This window comes from Sphingomonas gei, from assembly GCF_004792685.1.
Classification (GTDB): Bacteria; Pseudomonadota; Alphaproteobacteria; order Sphingomonadales; family Sphingomonadaceae; genus Sphingomonas; species Sphingomonas gei.
Window position 1 is genome coordinate 100999 of sequence record NZ_SRXT01000001.1, and the last position, 17430, is coordinate 118428.

At 67.0% G+C, this 17430-nt stretch carries 14 protein-coding genes; 6 read left to right on the forward strand and 8 right to left on the reverse strand.

Going from position 1 to position 17430, the window contains the following annotated elements; genetic code table 11:
• Positions 1 to 177: 177 nt before the first annotated feature.
• Positions 178 to 876, forward strand: a complete 699-nt coding sequence (locus E5A73_RS00465; RefSeq protein ID WP_135961850.1) for a FadR/GntR family transcriptional regulator — start codon at positions 178 to 180, stop codon at positions 874 to 876.
• Here E5A73_RS00465 and E5A73_RS00470 read toward each other — a convergent pair.
• The 6 genes from E5A73_RS00470 to E5A73_RS00495 form a co-directional block, all read right to left on the reverse strand.
• Positions 873 to 2273 (reverse strand): efflux transporter outer membrane subunit, encoded by a 1401-nt coding sequence (locus E5A73_RS00470; protein ID WP_135961851.1) that lies wholly within the window; start codon positions 2271 to 2273, stop codon positions 873 to 875. The genes E5A73_RS00465 and E5A73_RS00470 overlap by 4 nt on opposite strands.
• Positions 2274 to 2278: 5 nt before the next feature.
• Positions 2279 to 3409 (reverse strand): ABC transporter permease, encoded by a 1131-nt coding sequence (locus E5A73_RS00475; RefSeq protein ID WP_135961852.1) that lies wholly within the window; start codon positions 3407 to 3409, stop codon positions 2279 to 2281.
• Positions 3409 to 4539, reverse strand: coding sequence for an ABC transporter permease (locus E5A73_RS00480; protein WP_135961853.1), 1131 nt, complete (start codon positions 4537 to 4539; stop codon positions 3409 to 3411). The genes E5A73_RS00475 and E5A73_RS00480 overlap by 1 nt, the downstream gene beginning before the upstream one ends.
• A 106-nt stretch (positions 4540 to 4645) precedes the next feature.
• The gene (locus tag E5A73_RS00485; protein ID WP_240699936.1) at positions 4646 to 6367 is read right to left on the reverse strand and encodes an ATP-binding cassette domain-containing protein; all 1722 of its coding nucleotides are present in this window, start codon (positions 6365 to 6367) and stop codon (positions 4646 to 4648) included.
• 45 nt (positions 6368 to 6412) lie between these two features.
• Complete coding sequence (locus E5A73_RS00490; RefSeq protein WP_135961854.1) at positions 6413 to 7420, reverse strand: HlyD family secretion protein; 1008 nt, start codon at positions 7418 to 7420, stop codon at positions 6413 to 6415.
• Complete coding sequence (locus E5A73_RS00495; RefSeq protein WP_168355751.1) at positions 7417 to 8037, reverse strand: CerR family C-terminal domain-containing protein; 621 nt, start codon at positions 8035 to 8037, stop codon at positions 7417 to 7419. Before E5A73_RS00495 ends, E5A73_RS00490 begins: the two co-directional genes overlap by 4 nt.
• Positions 8038 to 8186: 149 nt before the next feature.
• Here E5A73_RS00495 and E5A73_RS00500 point away from each other — a divergent pair, with 149 nt between their 5' ends.
• Positions 8187 to 8798 (forward strand): TetR/AcrR family transcriptional regulator, encoded by a 612-nt coding sequence (locus E5A73_RS00500; RefSeq protein WP_135961856.1) that lies wholly within the window; start codon positions 8187 to 8189, stop codon positions 8796 to 8798.
• 90 nt (positions 8799 to 8888) lie between these two features.
• Here the strand turns inward: E5A73_RS00500 and E5A73_RS00505 are convergent, their stop codons facing one another.
• Together E5A73_RS00505 and E5A73_RS00510 are read right to left on the reverse strand one after the other, a co-directional pair.
• Positions 8889 to 10238, reverse strand: coding sequence for a sensor histidine kinase (locus tag E5A73_RS00505; RefSeq protein WP_240699937.1), 1350 nt, complete (start codon positions 10236 to 10238; stop codon positions 8889 to 8891).
• The gene (locus tag E5A73_RS00510; RefSeq protein WP_135961858.1) at positions 10235 to 10900 is read right to left on the reverse strand and encodes a response regulator; all 666 of its coding nucleotides are present in this window, start codon (positions 10898 to 10900) and stop codon (positions 10235 to 10237) included. Before E5A73_RS00510 ends, E5A73_RS00505 begins: the two co-directional genes overlap by 4 nt.
• Positions 10901 to 11023: 123 nt before the next feature.
• Here E5A73_RS00510 and E5A73_RS00515 point away from each other — a divergent pair, with 123 nt between their 5' ends.
• The 4 genes from E5A73_RS00515 (at position 11024) to E5A73_RS00530 (ending at position 17330) form a co-directional block, all read left to right on the forward strand.
• Positions 11024 to 11557, forward strand: a complete 534-nt coding sequence (locus E5A73_RS00515; RefSeq protein ID WP_206366345.1) for a hypothetical protein — start codon at positions 11024 to 11026, stop codon at positions 11555 to 11557.
• Between the two features lie 748 nt (positions 11558 to 12305).
• On the forward strand, positions 12306 to 12704 hold the full coding sequence (locus E5A73_RS00520; RefSeq protein ID WP_135961859.1) for a hypothetical protein: 399 nt from the start codon (positions 12306 to 12308) through the stop codon (positions 12702 to 12704).
• Complete coding sequence (locus E5A73_RS00525; protein ID WP_135961860.1) at positions 12701 to 13972, forward strand: efflux RND transporter periplasmic adaptor subunit; 1272 nt, start codon at positions 12701 to 12703, stop codon at positions 13970 to 13972. Before E5A73_RS00520 ends, E5A73_RS00525 begins: the two co-directional genes overlap by 4 nt.
• A gap of 175 nt (positions 13973 to 14147) precedes the next feature.
• The gene (locus tag E5A73_RS00530; protein ID WP_135961861.1) at positions 14148 to 17330 is read left to right on the forward strand and encodes an efflux RND transporter permease subunit; all 3183 of its coding nucleotides are present in this window, start codon (positions 14148 to 14150) and stop codon (positions 17328 to 17330) included.
• Positions 17331 to 17430: the final 100 nt, after the last annotated feature.

Sequence of the window (17430 nt, forward strand, 5' to 3'; positions counted from 1 at the left end):
GCTTCTGTGGCCGAGTCCTGAATCGGTTGGACAGATTCGAAGTATGCCCTGCCATTCCAATGCGTCAATCGGCAAATCAACGCGTTAAATCGTATAATCTGTCTAACCAATAGGTCTTACACCGACTTGGCAGGCTGGTGGCTTGAGGATAGCTTCCGGCAGGAAGGGGAGCGCCTAGTGGCACACGGGGTTGCGCATGCGGGCGAGGGGCGGCTCGCCGATCGCGCTTATTCGCAGATCGTCGAGATCATCAACGCCGGCGATCTCCAGATCGGTGATCGCTTGCCGTCCGAGCCGCGGCTCGCCGAGATGTTCGGCATGTCGCGCACGGTGGTGCGTGAGGCCTTGGTCCGGCTCGCCGCCGACGGGATCACCGAGGCGCGGCGCGGCGCCGGTTCCTATGTCATGCGGCGTCCTTCCGAGCGGCTCGGCGCACACATGCCGATGGCCGAATTGTCGGCGACGCTCGGCACCTACGAAGTGCGCTTCGTGCTCGAGGCCGAGGCATGCCGTCTGGCGGCAATGCGGCGCTCGCCCGAGCAGATGGAGACGATCCAGCGTGCGATGGAGGCGTTGCGCGAAGCCTTGCACTCGAACGGCCCGGCGCACGAAGAGGATTGGGTGCTCCACCGCTCGATCTTCGAGGCGACCGCCAACCCCGCCTTCGTCGCCGCGTTCGATCATCTGGAGGAGGGGATTTATCGCATCCTCCGCGCCGGGATCGACATTTCGCGCGCGCGCCCTTCCGAGGCGATCGGCGCGATGATCACCGAACACGAGATGGTCGTCGAAGCGATCCGCGCGCAGGACGCCGACGCCGCCGCGCTGGCGATGCGCTGGCATTTGTCGCAGGGACGCAAAAGGTTGATGCCCTAACGGCTATTCCAGCCCCCGCCGAGTGCCTTGTACAGCGTCACTGCGGCCTGACCCTTCGCCGCTCGCGACTGATCCGCCCGCCGCTCTGCTGCAACGAGCGACTGGCGCGCACGCAGCAGCGTCAGCCGGTCATCTTCACCGCTGCGCGCCCGTCGTTCGGCGAGCGCATACGCCGCACGCTCGCGTTCCAGCGCGGCGCCGGTCTCTGCCTCCGCCACGCGCGCATTGAGGAAGCGGTTGATCGCCGTCTCGCTGTCCGCCAGCGCGCCGATCACTGCCCTTTGATAACGCGCCGCGGCGCCTTGTGCCCGTGCATCGGCGCCCCGGATCTGTGCGCGGATCGTTCCGCCCGAGAAGATCGGCCAGGAAAAGCTCGGGCCGATCTGGAGTCGGGTGCTGTCGCCCGAGAACAGATCGCCGGGCGTGCGCGCTTGCTGGCCGAGGCTGCCCAACAGGCTGAAGCGGGGGAACAGGTCGGCAGTGGCGACGCCGATGTCGGCGGTAGCGGCGGCAAGCTCGCGCTCGGCACGGCGGATGTCCGGTCGCCGTTCGAGCAGCTCGGAGCGAACCCCGATCAGGATGCGGTCCGGACTGGCCGGCACCGGCGCCGGCTTGCGCAGCGCGGGCGCAACGTCTTCGGGTGCCGCACCGGCCAGTGCCGCGATGCGGTACGCCGCAGCCGCTGCGCGAGCGTCGGTGTCGGGCATCGCGGCCGCGCTGGTCCGCGCTGCGCCTTCGGCACGCTCGAGTTCCAGCCGCGATGCCTCGCCGGCCGTGAAGCGCAATTGCGTGAGCCGGGCCAGTTCCGCATCCGATGCTGCAAGTGCCGCCGCGTTGGCCGCATCCGCTTGCGCCGCCCGCAGGTCGAAATAGCTCCGCGCGACTTCGCCGATCAGCGTCAGCATCACGTCGCGCTGGCCGAACAGCGCCGCCTCGGCGCGCGCATTCGCAGCTTCGGTCTGGCGGGTGCGGCGGCCCCAGAAATCCAGCTCCCAGCTCGCGTCGAAGCCGAGGTCGAACAGCCGGAATTCGCGGTCGACGCCGGGGATGTTGCCGATCGGCAGCTGGCCGTTCTCGCTCAGCCGGTTCTCGGTGATCGATCCCTTCGCCTCGACGCTCGGCAGTCTCCCGCCCGCCACGGCGTCGCGATTGGCGCGAGCCTCGGCGAGCCGCGCTTCGGCTTCCTTGAGGTCGGGCGCACTCGCTAGTGCGCGGTTGACCAGCGCCGAGAGCTGCGGGTCGCCGAAACTGTCCCACCAGGCGAGATCGACCACACCGGGGGTGCCGGGCTCGAGCCAGGGCGCCTGCGTCGCCGCGGTCGGCGCGGGCCGCTGGTAATCGGGGCCGACGGTGCAGCCGGCCAAGGGGAGCAAAGCGAGAATAAGCAGGCGAGGCATCAAGGTCACTCCATGCGCGCGCGGAAGAGCCAGGCCGATGCGGAGAGCGTCGCGCAGGCGATCAGCGCGAGCGGCCAGAGCTGGTGGAACACGGCGGCGGCGGGCATCGCCTTGAGGAACAGCCCCTGGACGATGACGAGGAAGTAGCGGGCGGGATCGAGATAGGTCACGAGCTGGAGCCAGCCGGGCATGTTGTCGATCGGGCTGGCATAGCCCGAGAGCAGGATCAGCGGCGTGGTGATGAGGAACACGCCGAGGAACGCCTGTTGCTGGGTCTTGGCGATCGCCGAGACGAGCATGCCGAGCCCGATCAGCGCGAGCATGTACATTGCGAGGCTGAGGAAAAAGAGCAGAAGCGATCCGGTGAACGGCACCCCGAACACCAGCGGAGCGATGACCAGATAGAGGCTGCCGTTGATCATCCCGATGATGAAGGGCGGCACCATCTTGCCGATCAGGATTTCGTGGATGCGCAGCGGCGAGACCATGAGCTGGTCGAACGTCCCCAGCTCGCGTTCGCGCGCCACCGATTGCGACGTAATCGCGAGGCCCGCCACCGAAGTGATGATCGCCACCAGCGAGGGCAGGGTGAACCAGATATAGTCGAGCGACGGGTTGTACCAGTTGGTGACCACACTGCCCGCCGGCGCCTGCGGGCCCGGCCGCGCGACGAGATCCGCGCCGACGCTGCCGACGATCTGGCTGAGATAGCCGTTGACGATCTGCGCCGCGTTCGAGCGCCGTCCGTCGAGCACCACTCCCACCGTCGCCGGCTTGCCCGCCGCGACGCGACGGTCGAAATCCTCGTCGATCACCAAAGCCGCGATCACTTGCTGGTTGTCGATCGCATCGCGCAGTTCGTGCGGGCTTCGCAGCGGCACGATCCGGCGGAAATTAGGGCTCCCCGCGATGCGGCTGACGATCTCTGCCGAATGCGCACCCGAGCTGCGATCGAAGATCGCGACATCGACATTCTTGACGTCGAGCGTCGTCGCGAAGCTGAAGATGAAGAGCTGCATCAGCGGCGGCACGAACAGCACGATCCGCGACTTGGGATCGCGCAGCACCGCCCACATCTCCTTGACGATCATCGCCACCAGCCGGCGCAAGCCGGATCTCTCCAGAAGCCCGCGCATCAATCGAGGCTCCGGCGGGTGACGCGGAACGACAGCAGGAAGAAGAGCAGGCCAAAGCCGAGCATGATCGCAATGTTCGGGAGCAGCAGCGCCCATTGGTCGCCGGCAAGAAACACCGATTCGAGGCAGGGGATCAGATAGCGCGCCGGCACCAGATAGGTCAGCGCCTGGATCGGCCACGGCATCGAACTGATCTCGTAGATGAAGCCCGAGAGCAGGAAGGTCGGCAGGAACGCCGAAAGCAAGGCGATCTGGCTGGCGACGAACTGGTTCTTGGTCGCCGAGGAAATGAACAGCCCGAGCCCCAATGCGGGCATCAGGAACGCCGATCCGACGATGAACAAGGCGAACACCGATCCGCGGAACGGCACCCCGAACACGAACACGCCGATCACCGTGCAGAGCGCCATCGATGCCAAAGCGAGCAGGTAATAGGGGATCACCTTGCTCGCGATGAACTCGGCTATCGAGATCGGCGTGGCCATCATCGCCTCCATCGTCCCGCGCTCCCATTCGCGCGCGACGACCAATGCGGTCAGCAAGGTGCCGATCATCGTCATCACATTGGCAATCGAGCCCGGGACGAGGAAATAGCGGCTCTTGAGCTCGGGATTGTACCAGAAGCGGGACGACAGGCTGACGGGCGGCGCCGCGGCCTTGGGGTTGCGCTCGATCCCCTCGGCAGCGGCCAAGCTGGCGCGCACGCCCTCGCCATAAGCGGCGGCGAAATTGGCGGTGTTGGGCTGCGAACCATCGGCGATGATCTGGATCGCCGGCGCACGGCCGCGCTTGACGCCTTCACCGAAATCCTGGGGGATGACGATGATCGCCCGCAAGTCGCCCGCCACCATCGCCTCGCGCATCGGCGGGATCGTTCGCGCCATCGTCACGTCGAAATAGCGCGACGTCTGATAGGCCTGCGCCAGCCGCAGCGCCGGGGCGCTCGAATCCTGCAGCACCACTCCGATCCGCGTCCGGCTGGTGTCGAGCGACACGGCATAGCCGAACAGGAACAGCAGGATCATCGGCAGCACGAAGGCGATCAGGAAGGTCGAGGGATCGCGCAGGATCTGCGCGCCTTCCTTGCGGACGAGCGCGGCGAGGCGGCGGGCGGAGAAGCGGGTGGTCATCCCCACCTCCCTTCGTCATCCCGGCGAAAGCCGGGATCCAGAGCCACAGGCGACTCTGGACCCCGGCTTTCGCCGGGGTGACGACGATCATTCGGAGCCCCGTCGCTCACGCCGCCTCCCGCTCGCCGCGCTTGCGGTCGAACTCTTCGATCAGCGCGATGAACGCGTCCTCCATCGTCGGATCGTCGAGGCCCGCGAGCTTGCCTGCCTGGGCTTTCAGTTCATCCGGCGTGCCGGTGGCGATCTGCTCGGCGCGGTAGATCAGGGTGACGCGGTCGCAATATTCGGCCTCGTCCATGAAATGGGTGGTGACCAGCACCGTCACGCCCTTCTCGACCAGCCCGTTGATATGCGTCCAGAATTCGCGCCGCGTCACCGGGTCGACTCCTGAGGTCGGCTCGTCGAGGAAAAGCACCGGCGGCTCGTGCATCACGGCGCACGCCAGGGCCAGCCGCTGCTTGAAGCCGAGTGGGAGCGTGCCGGCGTTGACGTCCAGCTTTTCGCCGAGTTCGAAGATCTCGATCATCGCTTCGATCGCGCGCTTGGCGACGCTGCGGTCCAGGTCATAGGCGCCGGCGAAGAAATCGAGATTCTGACGCACGCTCAGATCGCCGTAGAGCGAGAATTTCTGCGCCATATACCCCAGCGACGCCCGCGCATCGGCGCGCGCACGGCGCAGATCGTACCCGGCAACGGCGCCGCTGCCGCTGGTCGGCGTCAACAGTCCGCACAGCATCTTGAACGTAGTCGATTTGCCCGCACCGTTGGGCCCGAGCAGCCCGAATATCTGCCCGCGCGGGATTTCGAAGTGCATGTCGCTGGCGGCGACGAAATCGCCGAAACGCTTGGTCAGGCCCTTGGCCTCGATCGCGCACGCTTCGCTTTCGGGAATCGTGCGATAGCGTTCGGCGAGCGGGCTGGTGCCCTTGGGGCCGCCGCCGAGCCGCTCGATGAAACCGTCCTCGAAGCGGGGCGGGGCGGGCTCGACTGCGCCGCTTTCGGCGTCGAGCGATTGCGGCGTCGGTACGGGCGCGCCCTCAGCCATCAGCAGCCGCACCGATCGCCCCTGGATCGTCCCGTCGATGACTTCGCTGCGATCGAGCGTGCGAGTGAGGAAATGGCGGCGGCGATCCTCGAAGCCGGTCACCCGGAACACCCGGTCGGCAACCTTGCCGGTCAGCTCGGCGGGTGGCCCATCGAACAGCAATTTGCCTTCGTTGAGCAGGTACACGCTGTCGCACTTTTCGGCCTCGTCGAGATAGGCAGTCGACCACAATACGCCGATGCCCTGCTCGGTCAGATCGCCGACCATCGCCCACAACTCACGCCGCGAGATCGGATCGACGCCGACTCCCGGCTCGTCGAGCAGCAGCAGCATCGGCGTCTTGACTAGCGCGCAGGCGAGCCCGAGCTTCTGCTTCATCCCGCCCGACAGCTTGCCGGCGAGCCGATCCTGGAAGCGCGCGAGATCGGTGAAGTCGAGCAGGCGCTTGAAGCTCTCGTCATGCTCCTCGCGCGGCAGCCCGCGCACGTCTGCATAGAGCGTCAGGTTCTCGAGGACGGTGAGGTCCTCATAGAGCCCGAAGCGTTGCGGCATGTAGCCGAGATCGTCGAGTTTCTTTCCTGCCGGCGCGCCCAGCACTTCCACCTCGCCGCTGGTCGGCGCCATCAGCCCGGCAAGGACTCGGATCAGCGTCGTCTTGCCGGCGCCATCGGGGCCGACGAGGCCGGTCACCTTGCCCGGCGCAATCACCATCGAAACACCGTCGAGCGCCGTCAGCGCGTCGAAGCGCTTCACCAGGTTCGAGGTGCGGGCGACGGTTTCCACTAGCAACTCCCTCCTCGCAGGGAGGGGAGCAAAAAGGAGTGGGTCTCAATCGCCATGGCGCACTCGCGCGCCGACGACGCGCACCGTCACCGGCTGGCCCTGGCGCAGCGCATCGTCGGGATCGTCGACGATCACGCGAACCTGATAGACGAGGTCGGTTCGCAGATTTTCGGTCTCGACCGACTTGGGCGTGAACTCTGCGCGCGGCGCGATGGTGCCGATCGTCCCGCGATATGTCTTTGGGTTGCCGTCGGCCGTCACCGCCACCTTCATCCCCGGGCTGATCCGGCTGAGATCGGTCTCGGCGACATAGGCACGCACGCGCATCGGCCGGTCGATCGTCAGCGTCAGCACGGTCTCGCCCGGCTGGACGATCGCGCCGGGCTCACGCGCCCGCGTGACGACAGTGCCCGCGCTCGCCGCGACGAGGCGGGTGTCCGAACGATCGGTGGCGACGCTCGCGCGCGCCGCCTGCGCCGAGCGCACATCCGCCGCAGCGGCAGCCACGTCTTCGCGCCGGCTCCCTGCCTGCAACAGCGACAGTCCCTGCCGCGCCTCGGCGAGCTGCGCGGCGGCGCGGTCGCGGTCTGCGCGAGTCTGTTCCCACACGTCGCGGCTGATCGCGCCGGGGCCGACCAATGTCTGGCGCCGCGCATAATCGCGCTGGGCATTGTCGTAGACTGCCTGCGCCGCGGCGACTCGCGCACGCGCCTGCGCCACATCCTGCGATCGCGCGCCGTTTCGCGCCTTGTCGTAATTGGCCTGCGCCTGCGCGATCCGCGCATCCGCCTCGGCGATCCGGCTGTCGAGCGTCGCGGTGTCGAGCGTCGCCAAGGGCTGGCCCTGCGTCACCTTCGCGCCTTCGTCGACTCCGATCGCGGCGATCCGCCCGCCGACCCGGAAGCCCAGATCGACTTCGCGGATATCGACATTACCATAGAGGCTGAGTTCGGTCTCGGGCCGCCCCGGCATCAGCCCGAAGCCGCGCGTCGCGAACGCCGCCACGGCAAGCACCACGACCAATGCGAGCACGATCAGGCGGCGTCGGTTCATTGCGGCTTCTCCGAAAGGATGCAGAGCACATTGGCGCGGAGGCGCGCGCGCAACAAGGCGGCGGTTTCGTCGTCGATCTGATCGACGTGCAGCGCGCGGCACACCGCGGCGCGGCCCGCGCGGAGCACCATCGCCTGCCCGAATAGCAACAGCGCCATCGCCACGGTATCGCGCCCGGCAAGATCGGGGCGGACGCGGCCGATCAGTTCGACGAACGCGTCGAGGATCGGCTGCATCGCCTTGGCGAACAATATGTCGAACGCCTCGGTCGGGAATTGCTGCTCGCGGATGATGAAGCGCGACCAGGCCTCGGTCTCGGGACGCAGCATCATCTGGGCGAGGCTGTCGAGGATCGTGGCGAGCGCCTCGGCGGCCGCGGCGCTCGATTCCTGCCCCATCGCCACGGCCCGCGCCACCGGCTCACCCTGCAGTTTGCGAATCGAGCCGGCGATATGCTCGGCGGCGGCGAGATAGAGCCCCTGTTTGCCGCCGAAATGATAGGTGATCGAAGACATCGCGGTGCCCGACGCGCGGGCGATCCCGCGGGTGCTCGCGCCTTCGAAGCCCAGCCTGCCGAACTGGTCGATCGCCGTGTCAAGAAGAGTCGCCGGGATCATATCCGCCTTCGTTCGTTCGAACGAACAACGCATATGCTTGCATCCCGGCCGGCGCAAGGCCCTTGTGTACCAGTGGCTTGCACCCGATTGGCCGCCTACGCGTTAATACTAGTGTATTTTCCACACTTTGCGATTATGTACCGATCATTATGGAAACAGCTACCTGCACTGCCCCCAAAGGTCGCCCGCGCGAATTCTGCGTTGACGAGGCGCTTGGCCAGGCGCTCCGCGTATTCTGGAGCAAGGGCTATGAAGGCGCCTCGCTGACCGATCTGACCGATGCGATGGGGATTACACGCCCCAGCCTCTACGCCGCGTTCGGCAACAAGGAGGCGCTGTTTCGCAAGGCGCTCGACCTCTACGAACGCGAGAAGCTCTGCTACATGTCGTTGGCACTCGACGCGCCGACGGCGCGCGCGGTCGCCGAGCGACTGCTGCGCGGCGCGCTGGAGATGCAGACGAGCGACTTCGAGCCGCGCGGCTGCCTGCGCGTGATCAGCTCGGTCGCCTGCGGCGTCGAGGCCGAGTCGATCCGCGACGAAGTGATCGCCCGGCGAAAGTCGTCGTCGGACGCGTTGATCAAACGCTTCGAAAAGGCGGAGGCGGCGGGCGAGCTTCCCGAGCACATGAATGCGGAGGCACTTTCCGGTTATCTGATCGCGTTGCTTCAGGGGCTGGCGTTGCAAGCCGGGGCAGGGGCCAGCCGCGAAGAGCTCGAACGGTTGGTCGAAACCAGCCTGACGGTCTGGCCGACGAAGTGAGCCGAATAGCCCGGGCTAGCTTTCGATAGGTCGGCTGGTCCTGCGCCTAGCTGCGGCCAATCAGGTTCGCCCCGCAGGCGCTCGACCGTTTTATTGCGCCGGGAGCTGGATGTCCGCACGAAGCCCCTTCAATTGTGGCGATCGCGTCAACTCCAGGCTCCCGCCGTTCAATTCGGCCAGCTCGCGAGCGATGGACAGGCCGAAACCGTGGCCGTCGCCCCGCTCGTCGAGTCGGCGGCCGGGCAGGAACGCCTCCGCGATCGCAGCATCGTCTATGCCTGGCCCATCATCTTCGATCGAGACGATGACGGCGGTGCCCTTCAATACCACATCGACCCGGATCGCGCTGCGGGCGTGCCGCCAGGCGTTGTCGAGCAGGTTGCCGAGCAACTCGTCGAGATCCTGGGGATCGACCGCGACGCCGATGGACGGGGGCACGAAGATGCTCGCCTCGATCCCGCGCGCGGCATGGATTCCCCGAAGGACCGCGATCAGATCGGCGATGGCGGGAGCGAGCATGGTTCGGACGCGGCCACCGCCCGGAGCGGCGACGCGCGCGCGCCCGAGGTGATGTCGCACGCGCCCGTCGATCTGCCGGATCATGTCGCCCAGACTGCCATCGGCATCGCGTCCGGACTCGGCCAGCTTGAGCGCGAGCGCGGTGAGCGGGGTCTTCAGGCCGTGGGCGAGGTTGGCAACATGCTGCCGCGCGTGCGCGAGTCCCGCCTCGTTCTGATCGATCAGGGCGTTGAGTTCCTCGACCAGTGGCGCGAGCTCGCGGGGCTGGTCGCGCGGGACATGGCGTTGTCGGCCGGCGCGCACCTCGACCAGCGACTCCTTGAGAGCACGAAGCGGTCTGAGCCCGATGCGGAGCTGCAGCAATGTCGCGATCGCAAGCCCCACCCCCAGCAACAGAAGCGAGAGCAGCAACGGCGCCATCGCCTCGCGGATCGGCGCGGCGATGATCCGCCGGGGACCGATCGCGGTCACGATAACCGCCCCGGCCGGTGTCGCGATCGAGAGCGTTCGCGAGTGCAGGGGCTCGCCGGCTGTTCCGCGGCTCTCGCCCGGCACCGGATCGGCGGCATCGCGCGGGTGCGGGGGCCGATCCGGCTGCGGACGCGTCCGGATCGGGGCGACGGCGTCGGTGGTGCTGGCCCAGCGTTGCCCGGTCGGGCCCTCGACTTGCCAGACCCATCCGGAACCGCGCTCGTCGAATCCGGGCAGATCGACCGCGCGGGCCGTGTCGAGCGTTCCATCGCGACGGACAGCGCGCGCGATGACGGCGACCTGGGCGTCGAGCCGGTCGTCGAACCCGCGCATCACGAAGCGCTCGAGCACATGGCCGATGGTAAATCCGGCGAACAGGAGGGCGGCGACCGTCGACAGGCCGGCGATCGCGAGCAGCCGCCCGAACAGGGAGCGCGGCCAGAGCCTCATGATGCCCCCGCCGTCAGCCGATAGCCGCGGCCGCGCACGGTCTCGATGCGCTCAGCGCCGATCTTGCGCCGCAGCCGTCCGATGATCACTTCGACTGAGTTCGAGTCGACATCGGCGTCGCCTTCATAGACGCGCTCGATCAGGTCGGCCCGCTCGATCACGACTTCCTTGCGCAGCATCAGCGCCGACAGCACGCGCCATTCGAACGCCGTGAGCTTGAGCGGCAGGCCGTCGAGCTCGAAGGTCCCCAGCTGCGCATCGAAGGCAAGCGCGCCGCAGATGATCCGGGCCGCGGCATGCCCGGCGGCACGGCGCACCAGCGCGCGCAGCCGCATCACCACTTCCTCGATACGGAACGGCTTGACCAGATAGTCATCGGCGCCGGCCTTGAACCCCTCGACCTTGTCGGACCAGCCGTCGCGCGCCGTGAGGATGAGAACCGGAAGGTCGCGCCCGCTGGCGCGCCAGTCGCGCAGCACCGAAATGCCGTCGCGCTTCGGCAACCCTAGATCGAGCACCGCTGCGTCATAGCGCTCGGTGGCGCCGAGATGGCCACCATCTTCGCCATTGCTCGCGACATCGACGGCAAAATTCTCCGCGCGCAATGCGCGGGCAATGCCGTCGGCCAGGGCGTCGTCGTCTTCGACGAGCAATACTCGCATGCGCCTTTCCTTTGGGGCTGACTAGCGCCCGACCCCCAACCGAAACTGAACGGCCCGGTTCAGCCAGCATGGGGACGTACCGGCTAGAAGCGGAGCCATCGTCCACCGATAGGAGCAAGTCCAATGACCGATCAACTCGAACCCACTGCGTCCGGAAAGCGGCGTCCGCGCGCGCGGTTGCTGCTCGCTGCCGCCGGGCTGTTGGCAATCGGCGGCGCTGCAGGGGCGGTCATCGTCCACGCCGAGCGTCCGAGCGTTACGATGGCACCGATGACTCCCGTTGCGATCCGCACGCTCGGATCGAGCGGCATCGTCACCATCCGCGGTTCGGTCGTCGAAATATACGGGAACAAGTTCATCCTGGCCGACGCAAGCGGGCGGGCACTGGTGGATGCCGGCCGGGAAGGCGAGGGCGGCGGGCTGGTCACTGCCGGTGAGGCCGTGACGGTGCAGGGTCGGTTCGACGATGGCGTGGTGCACGCCGCTTTCCTCGTCGCGCCGGGCGGCAAGGTGACCGCGCTCGGCCCCTTGGCGGGACCTCCGCACGACCATCGGCGCCCTGGTGGGCCGCACGACGACGCGCCTCCGCCTCCGCCTCCGCCGCGCGGCGATGGCCCGGCTCCGGTCGCCCCGGCTGCCGCCACGAACGCCACCTGAGTCATGTAGCAAGCCCGGCGCTCCGCACCGGGCTTGCCGACCGGCACCAGCGACGCCGAGTCGGAGCAATTTTTTTCGAGAGTTGATTCCACTCAAGTTGAAGCAGGTCCGTTCCCCTGTGAAAGCAGGGGCCCAGAGCGCCCCGCTTGTGACCCTGGACCCCTGCTTTCGCAGGGGAACAAGAATCAGCCTAAATCACGGACCTTATCCGAGGATATCGGCGCGTTTCAGGAGCGGCGGCATCGCGTATGACGCGGACGGCCTCGCCCATGTCCCCGACGGAGCCGGCCGGCTTTTCGCGACAGCCACTGGATGAAGCGCGCTAGACGTCGCTTCAGGGTCGTCATTGCGGCACGACCAGACGATCCGCCGGGCACTCCCCTCGAGGGCAGATTTTGCCATCACCCCCCCTCGACAATAAAAATACCGTCCAGTATAGAAAGCCCTTGACGCATCGCAGCACGATTTCTATACCAGTCAGTATGGAAGTGATTAGTCACCTTCGAGACCGGGACCAGACGAAGGAGCTGCCTATGCGCCAGCCTAGCAAACAGGGAAGTCGGGCCACGGCCTGAACCAGCGGCGCTCCGCGCCGATCCACATTCGAGGCACAGCCAGCCTGCCGCGCAAGCATTGCTCGCGCGAGGAGGGTTCACGTCTTCGCGACAATTATCGCCGGTGATTCCGCGGCTCGGTGCCGCGGGCAGGGGAGCGGCATGTCCGCCGCCGGCAAGAAGGGAGAACAATCATGGCCTATCTGAATTTCGCTACGCTGCAGGGCAACCCGATCGCGACGCCCGCCGATGTCACTGCCACGCCGCGGACTCAAACCGGCTTCTCGGCGCTCGAATGGCAAGTCGTTGCGATCGCCCAGCATGATCGGCTCTCCTCGCTTCGCAAGCCGGGCAGGCTCGCCACTGCGCTCGCCATGGTCTTTGGCGGCCAGCGGCCCAACCCCGAACTTGCAGATTCGCGGCTCGAGGCGCTCCGCCGGCTCGCGGTCCATGCTTGGCACCGGGGCTATACGGTGCCGCGCGCAGTGATCCGCGCCTTCCACGAAGTCGGCTTCACCGCCGAACAATATGAAACGCTGCTCGCCAGCATCAGCCGGGGCCGGGCAGCCCTCAATCAGGGAAATCGTGCATGAACATGGTTACGCGTATCGACTCGGCCGAGCCCCAGGCGGGCGAGCCGGGTCCGGCCGACCGCAAGCGTCGTCCGCTGTGGCAGAAGGGCGCGGTCATAGCGCTGCCGGTCGTTCTGGTCGCGGGCGGCATCGGCCTCGCCAACCGGCAGGCGCCGGCGCTCGCCGCACCGCCGCCCCCCACCGTCACCGTCGCCCAGCCTTTGGTCCGCCAAGTCAACGAATGGGACGATTATGTCGGCCGTTTCGAAGCGAGCCGTAGTGTCGAAGTGCGCCCGCGCGTCTCAGGGCAAGTCACCGGCATTCACTTCACCGACGGCGCGATAGTCCAGAAAGGCCAGCTGCTCTTCACGCTCGACGCACGCCCCTACGCCGCCGCATTTGCCGAGGCCCGCGCCGGCCTCGCCACGGCGCAGAGCGATCTCGCGCTCGCCCAATCCGATCTCGGCCGCGCGCAGCGGCTGGTCGCGGTAGAAGCCGTATCGAAGAGCGATGTCGAGCGGCTTCAGGCTCGCGTCCGTGCGGCTAATGCTTCGGTCGCCGCGGCACAGGCCCGAGTCCGCGCTCGCGCGCTCGATGTCGAGTTCACTCAGGTCCGCGCCCCGATCGCCGGCCGCATCTCGGACCGCAAGGTCGACGCGGGCAATCTGGTCGCGGCGGGCGAGGGAGCGGCTGGCTCGCTGCTCACGACGATCAATGCGCTCGATCCGATCTACTTCAGCTTCGACGGGTCGGAAGCGTTGTTCCTCAAGGCCAAGCGTGCGGCGGCTGCCGGCGGCGCGGCATCGCCCGTCGAGGTCCGCCTGCAGGACGAGCCCGATTATCGCTGGAAGGGCCGGCTCGATTTCACCGACAACGGGCTCGATCCGAAGTCGGGGACGATGCGCGGCCGCGCCGTGCTGACCAATCCCGGGATGTTCCTCACCCCCGGCATGTTCGGCAATATGCGGCTCTCGGCCGGCGGCACTGCCACCGCGATGATGGTCCCCGATTCTGCGATCGGCACCGATCAGGCGCGCAAGATCGTGATCACGGTGGGCAAGGACAATACGCTCCAGCCGAAGCCAGTAGTGCTTGGTCCCGTCATCGACGGGCTTCGCGTGGTCCGCTCGGGTCTCACTCCGCAGGATCGGGTGGTTCTCGCCGGTGCGCAGATGGCACCGCCGGGGAGCAAGGTCCAGATCAAGCCGGGCAAGATCGAGCCCCAGGCTGTGACCGCCGCACCTGCCATTTCGGCTCCGGTCACGGGCGAAGCCACCTTCGCCCGCTGATCGACCTGCCGCCGGGCGGTCCCCAAGAGCCCGGCGGCAGGACCCTTTTGTATTTTCCGTTCGCCCTGCGCTTGTCGAAGGGCAGTCGGCTTCGCGCGCGTCGCGTGCGATCAGCCGGCCTTCGACAAGCGCAGGCAGAACGGGGCATTTGAAACCCTCCTACGAGGAGTAGGCCATGCGCCTCTCGCGTTTCTTCATCACGCGTCCGATCTTCGCGGCCGTTATCGCGGTCGTCATCACGATCCTCGGCGCGATCGCCTATGTGGCGCTGCCGATTTCGCAATATCCCGACATCGTCCCGCCGACGGTGACGGTCACCGCCGGCTATCCCGGCGCCTCGGCGGAGACGGTCGCCGAAACCGTCGCCGCGCCGATCGAGCAGGAAATCAACGGCGTCGACGACATGCTCTACCAGTCGTCGCAATCGACCGGCGACGGCAACGTCACGATCACCGTGACCTTCAAGTCCGGCACCGATCTCGATGCCGCGCAGGTGCTCGTCCAGAACCGCGTCGCAGTCGCGATTCCGCGGCTGCCCGAGGAAGTGCAACGCCTCGGCGTCGTCACGCGCAAGACCACCCCGGACTTCCTGATGGTGGTCAATCTGATCTCCCCCGACAAGTCGGTCGATCGCAGCTACATCTCCAATTACGCGCTCACCCAGGTCAAGGACCGCTTGGCGCGGATCAACGGCGTCGGCGACGTGCGCATGTTCGGCGCGCGCGATTATGCGATGCGAATCTGGATCGATCCGGGCCGCGCTGCCGCGCTCGACCTTACTGCGGGCGACATCGTCCAGGCGTTGCGCTCGCAGAACATCCAGGTCGCGGCGGGTACGCTCGGCCAGGCGGGCTCGACGCCAAGCGGTAACGCCTTCCAGCTCAACATCGAAACGCAGGGCCGGCTGAAGGATCCGAGCGAATTCGGCCAGGTGGTGATCCGCACCGATACCGACGGGCGCCAGGTTCGCGTCAGCGACGTGGCGCGCGTTGAACTCGGCGCGGCGGACTATTCGTCGAACACCTATCTCTCCAACCAGCCCACCGTCATCCTCGGCGTCTTCCAGCGCCCGGGCTCGAACGCGCTCGCCGCCGCCACCGCGGTCGAGGACGAGCTCAAGGCGATGTCGAAGAACTTCCCCAAGGGCCTCGAATATCGCGTCATCTACAACCCGACCGAGTTCATCTCGCAGTCGATCGACGCGGTCTATCACACGCTGGGCGAGGCGATCCTGCTCGTCGTGCTCGTCGTCATCGTCTTCCTCCAGAAATGGCGCGCGGCGATCATCCCGGTGGTCGCGATTCCCGTCTCGCTGATCGGTACGATGGCGGTGCTGCTGCCGCTCGGTTACTCGCTCAACAACCTCTCGCTGTTCGGTCTGGTGCTGGCGATCGGCATCGTCGTCGACGACGCGATCGTCGTGGTCGAGAATGTCGAGCGCAACCTGTCGCGCGGGATGACGCCGCTCGACGCTGCCCGGACGTCGATGGACGAAGTGTCGGGAGCGCTGGTCGCGATCGTGCTGGTGCTGCTCGCGGTGTTCCTGCCGACCCTGTTCCTCAATGGTCTCTCGGGCGCGTTCTACAAGCAGTTCGCCGTGACGATCTCGGTGGCGACTGCGATTTCGCTGCTGGTCTCGCTCACCCTCTCGCCGGCGCTCGCCGCCTTGCTGCTCAAGGGGCATGAGGGCGAGCCTAAGGGGCCGATCTCGCGCACGCTCCGCCGCGGTGCGGATGCGTTCAACCGCGGCTTCGAGCGGATGAGCGAGGGCTATTCGCGGCTGACCCTCGCGCTGGTGACGCGTCCCAAGCGGATGATGATCACCTATGTCGGACTGATCGCCGCCACGATCGGGCTGTTCTGGGTGACTCCGGTCGGCTTCATCCCGGCGCAGGACCAGGGATACTTCCTCACCGTGATTCAGCTGCCGCCGGGCTCGTCGCTCGAGCGCACCGACGAAGTGATGCGCAAGGTCGTCGCGCGCATCCTGCCGATCAAGGGCGTCAAGGGTTCGGTGATGCTCGCCGGCTTCGACGGCCCGTCGCAGACGCTCGCGCCGAACAGCGCCGCGGCTTATGTGCCACTGCTGTCGTTCGAGGAGCGCGCGAAGCTCGGCGTCAGCTATGCCGAGATCATGAACGAGGCGCGCACGCGCACCGCCGACATCAACGAGGCGATGCTGCTCGTCGTCCCGCCGCCGCTCATCCAGGGCATCGGCTCGGCCGGCGGCTATCGGATGATGGTCCAGGATCGCGGCGAGCATGGCTATGCCGAACTCGGCAAGACCGCCTACGGGCTGATCGGCCAGGCCAACCAGACCCCCGGCCTCAGCCAGATCTACACCTTCTTCAACACCGCTACGCCGCGAGTCTTCGCCGATATCGACCGGCGCAAGGCCAACCTGCTCGGCGTACCGCCCGAGCGCGTGTTCGAGGCGCTCAACGTCTATCTCGGCTCGGCCTTCGTCAACGACTTCAACATGCTCGGCCGCACCTATCGAGTGACCGCGCAAGCGGACGCGCCGTTCCGCGCCACCGAAGCCGACATCGCCAACCTCAAGACACGTTCGAACTCGGGCGCGATGGTGCCGATCGGCTCGGTCGCGACCTTCGAGAACAAGACCGGACCGTATCGCGTCACGCGCTACAACCTGTTCCCGGCGGTCGAAGTCGATGGCGATACTGCGCCGGGCTACAGCTCGGGCAAGTCGCTCGACACGATGGAGCAGCTCGCGAGCACATTGCCCGCCGGCTACAGCGCCGAATGGACCGGCATCGCTTTCCAGCAGAAGATGGCGGGAAGCACTGCGGGACTCGTATTCGGGCTGGCCGTGCTGTTCGTCTTCCTGGTGCTGGCGGCGCAATATGAGAGCCTGACGATGCCGCTGGCGATCATCCTGATCGTGCCGATGTGTCTGCTCGCGGCAATGGCCGGGGTGAATCTGCGGGGTATGGACAACAACGTCCTCACCCAGATCGGCCTCGTCGTGCTGATCGCGCTCGCCGCGAAGAACGCGATCCTCGTGGTCGAGTTCGCCAAGCAGGCCGAGGAGGAAGACGGGCTGTCGCCGGTCGAGGCGGCGGTGCGTGCCGCACGCGATCGTCTGCGGCCGATCCTGATGACGTCGTTCGCGTTCATCCTCGGCGCGGTGCCGCTGCTGATCGCGAGCGGGGCAGGGGCCGAGCTCCGCCAGGCGCTGGGCACTGCGGTGTTCTTCGGGATGATGGGCGTGACCGCCTTCGGTCTGCTCTTCACCCCAACCTTCTACGTCGTCTGCCGCGGGCTTGGACAGCGTCTCGCGCGCAGACGGCGTGGATCGGGCGGACACGCCGAACCCGTGCTGCAGCCTGCCGAGTAACCAATAGCCGTCACCCCGGCGAAGGCCGGGGCCCAGAGCCGGAAACGACATCGCTCGTGACTCTGGGTCCCGGCTTTCGCCGGGATGACGGAGGGAAGGA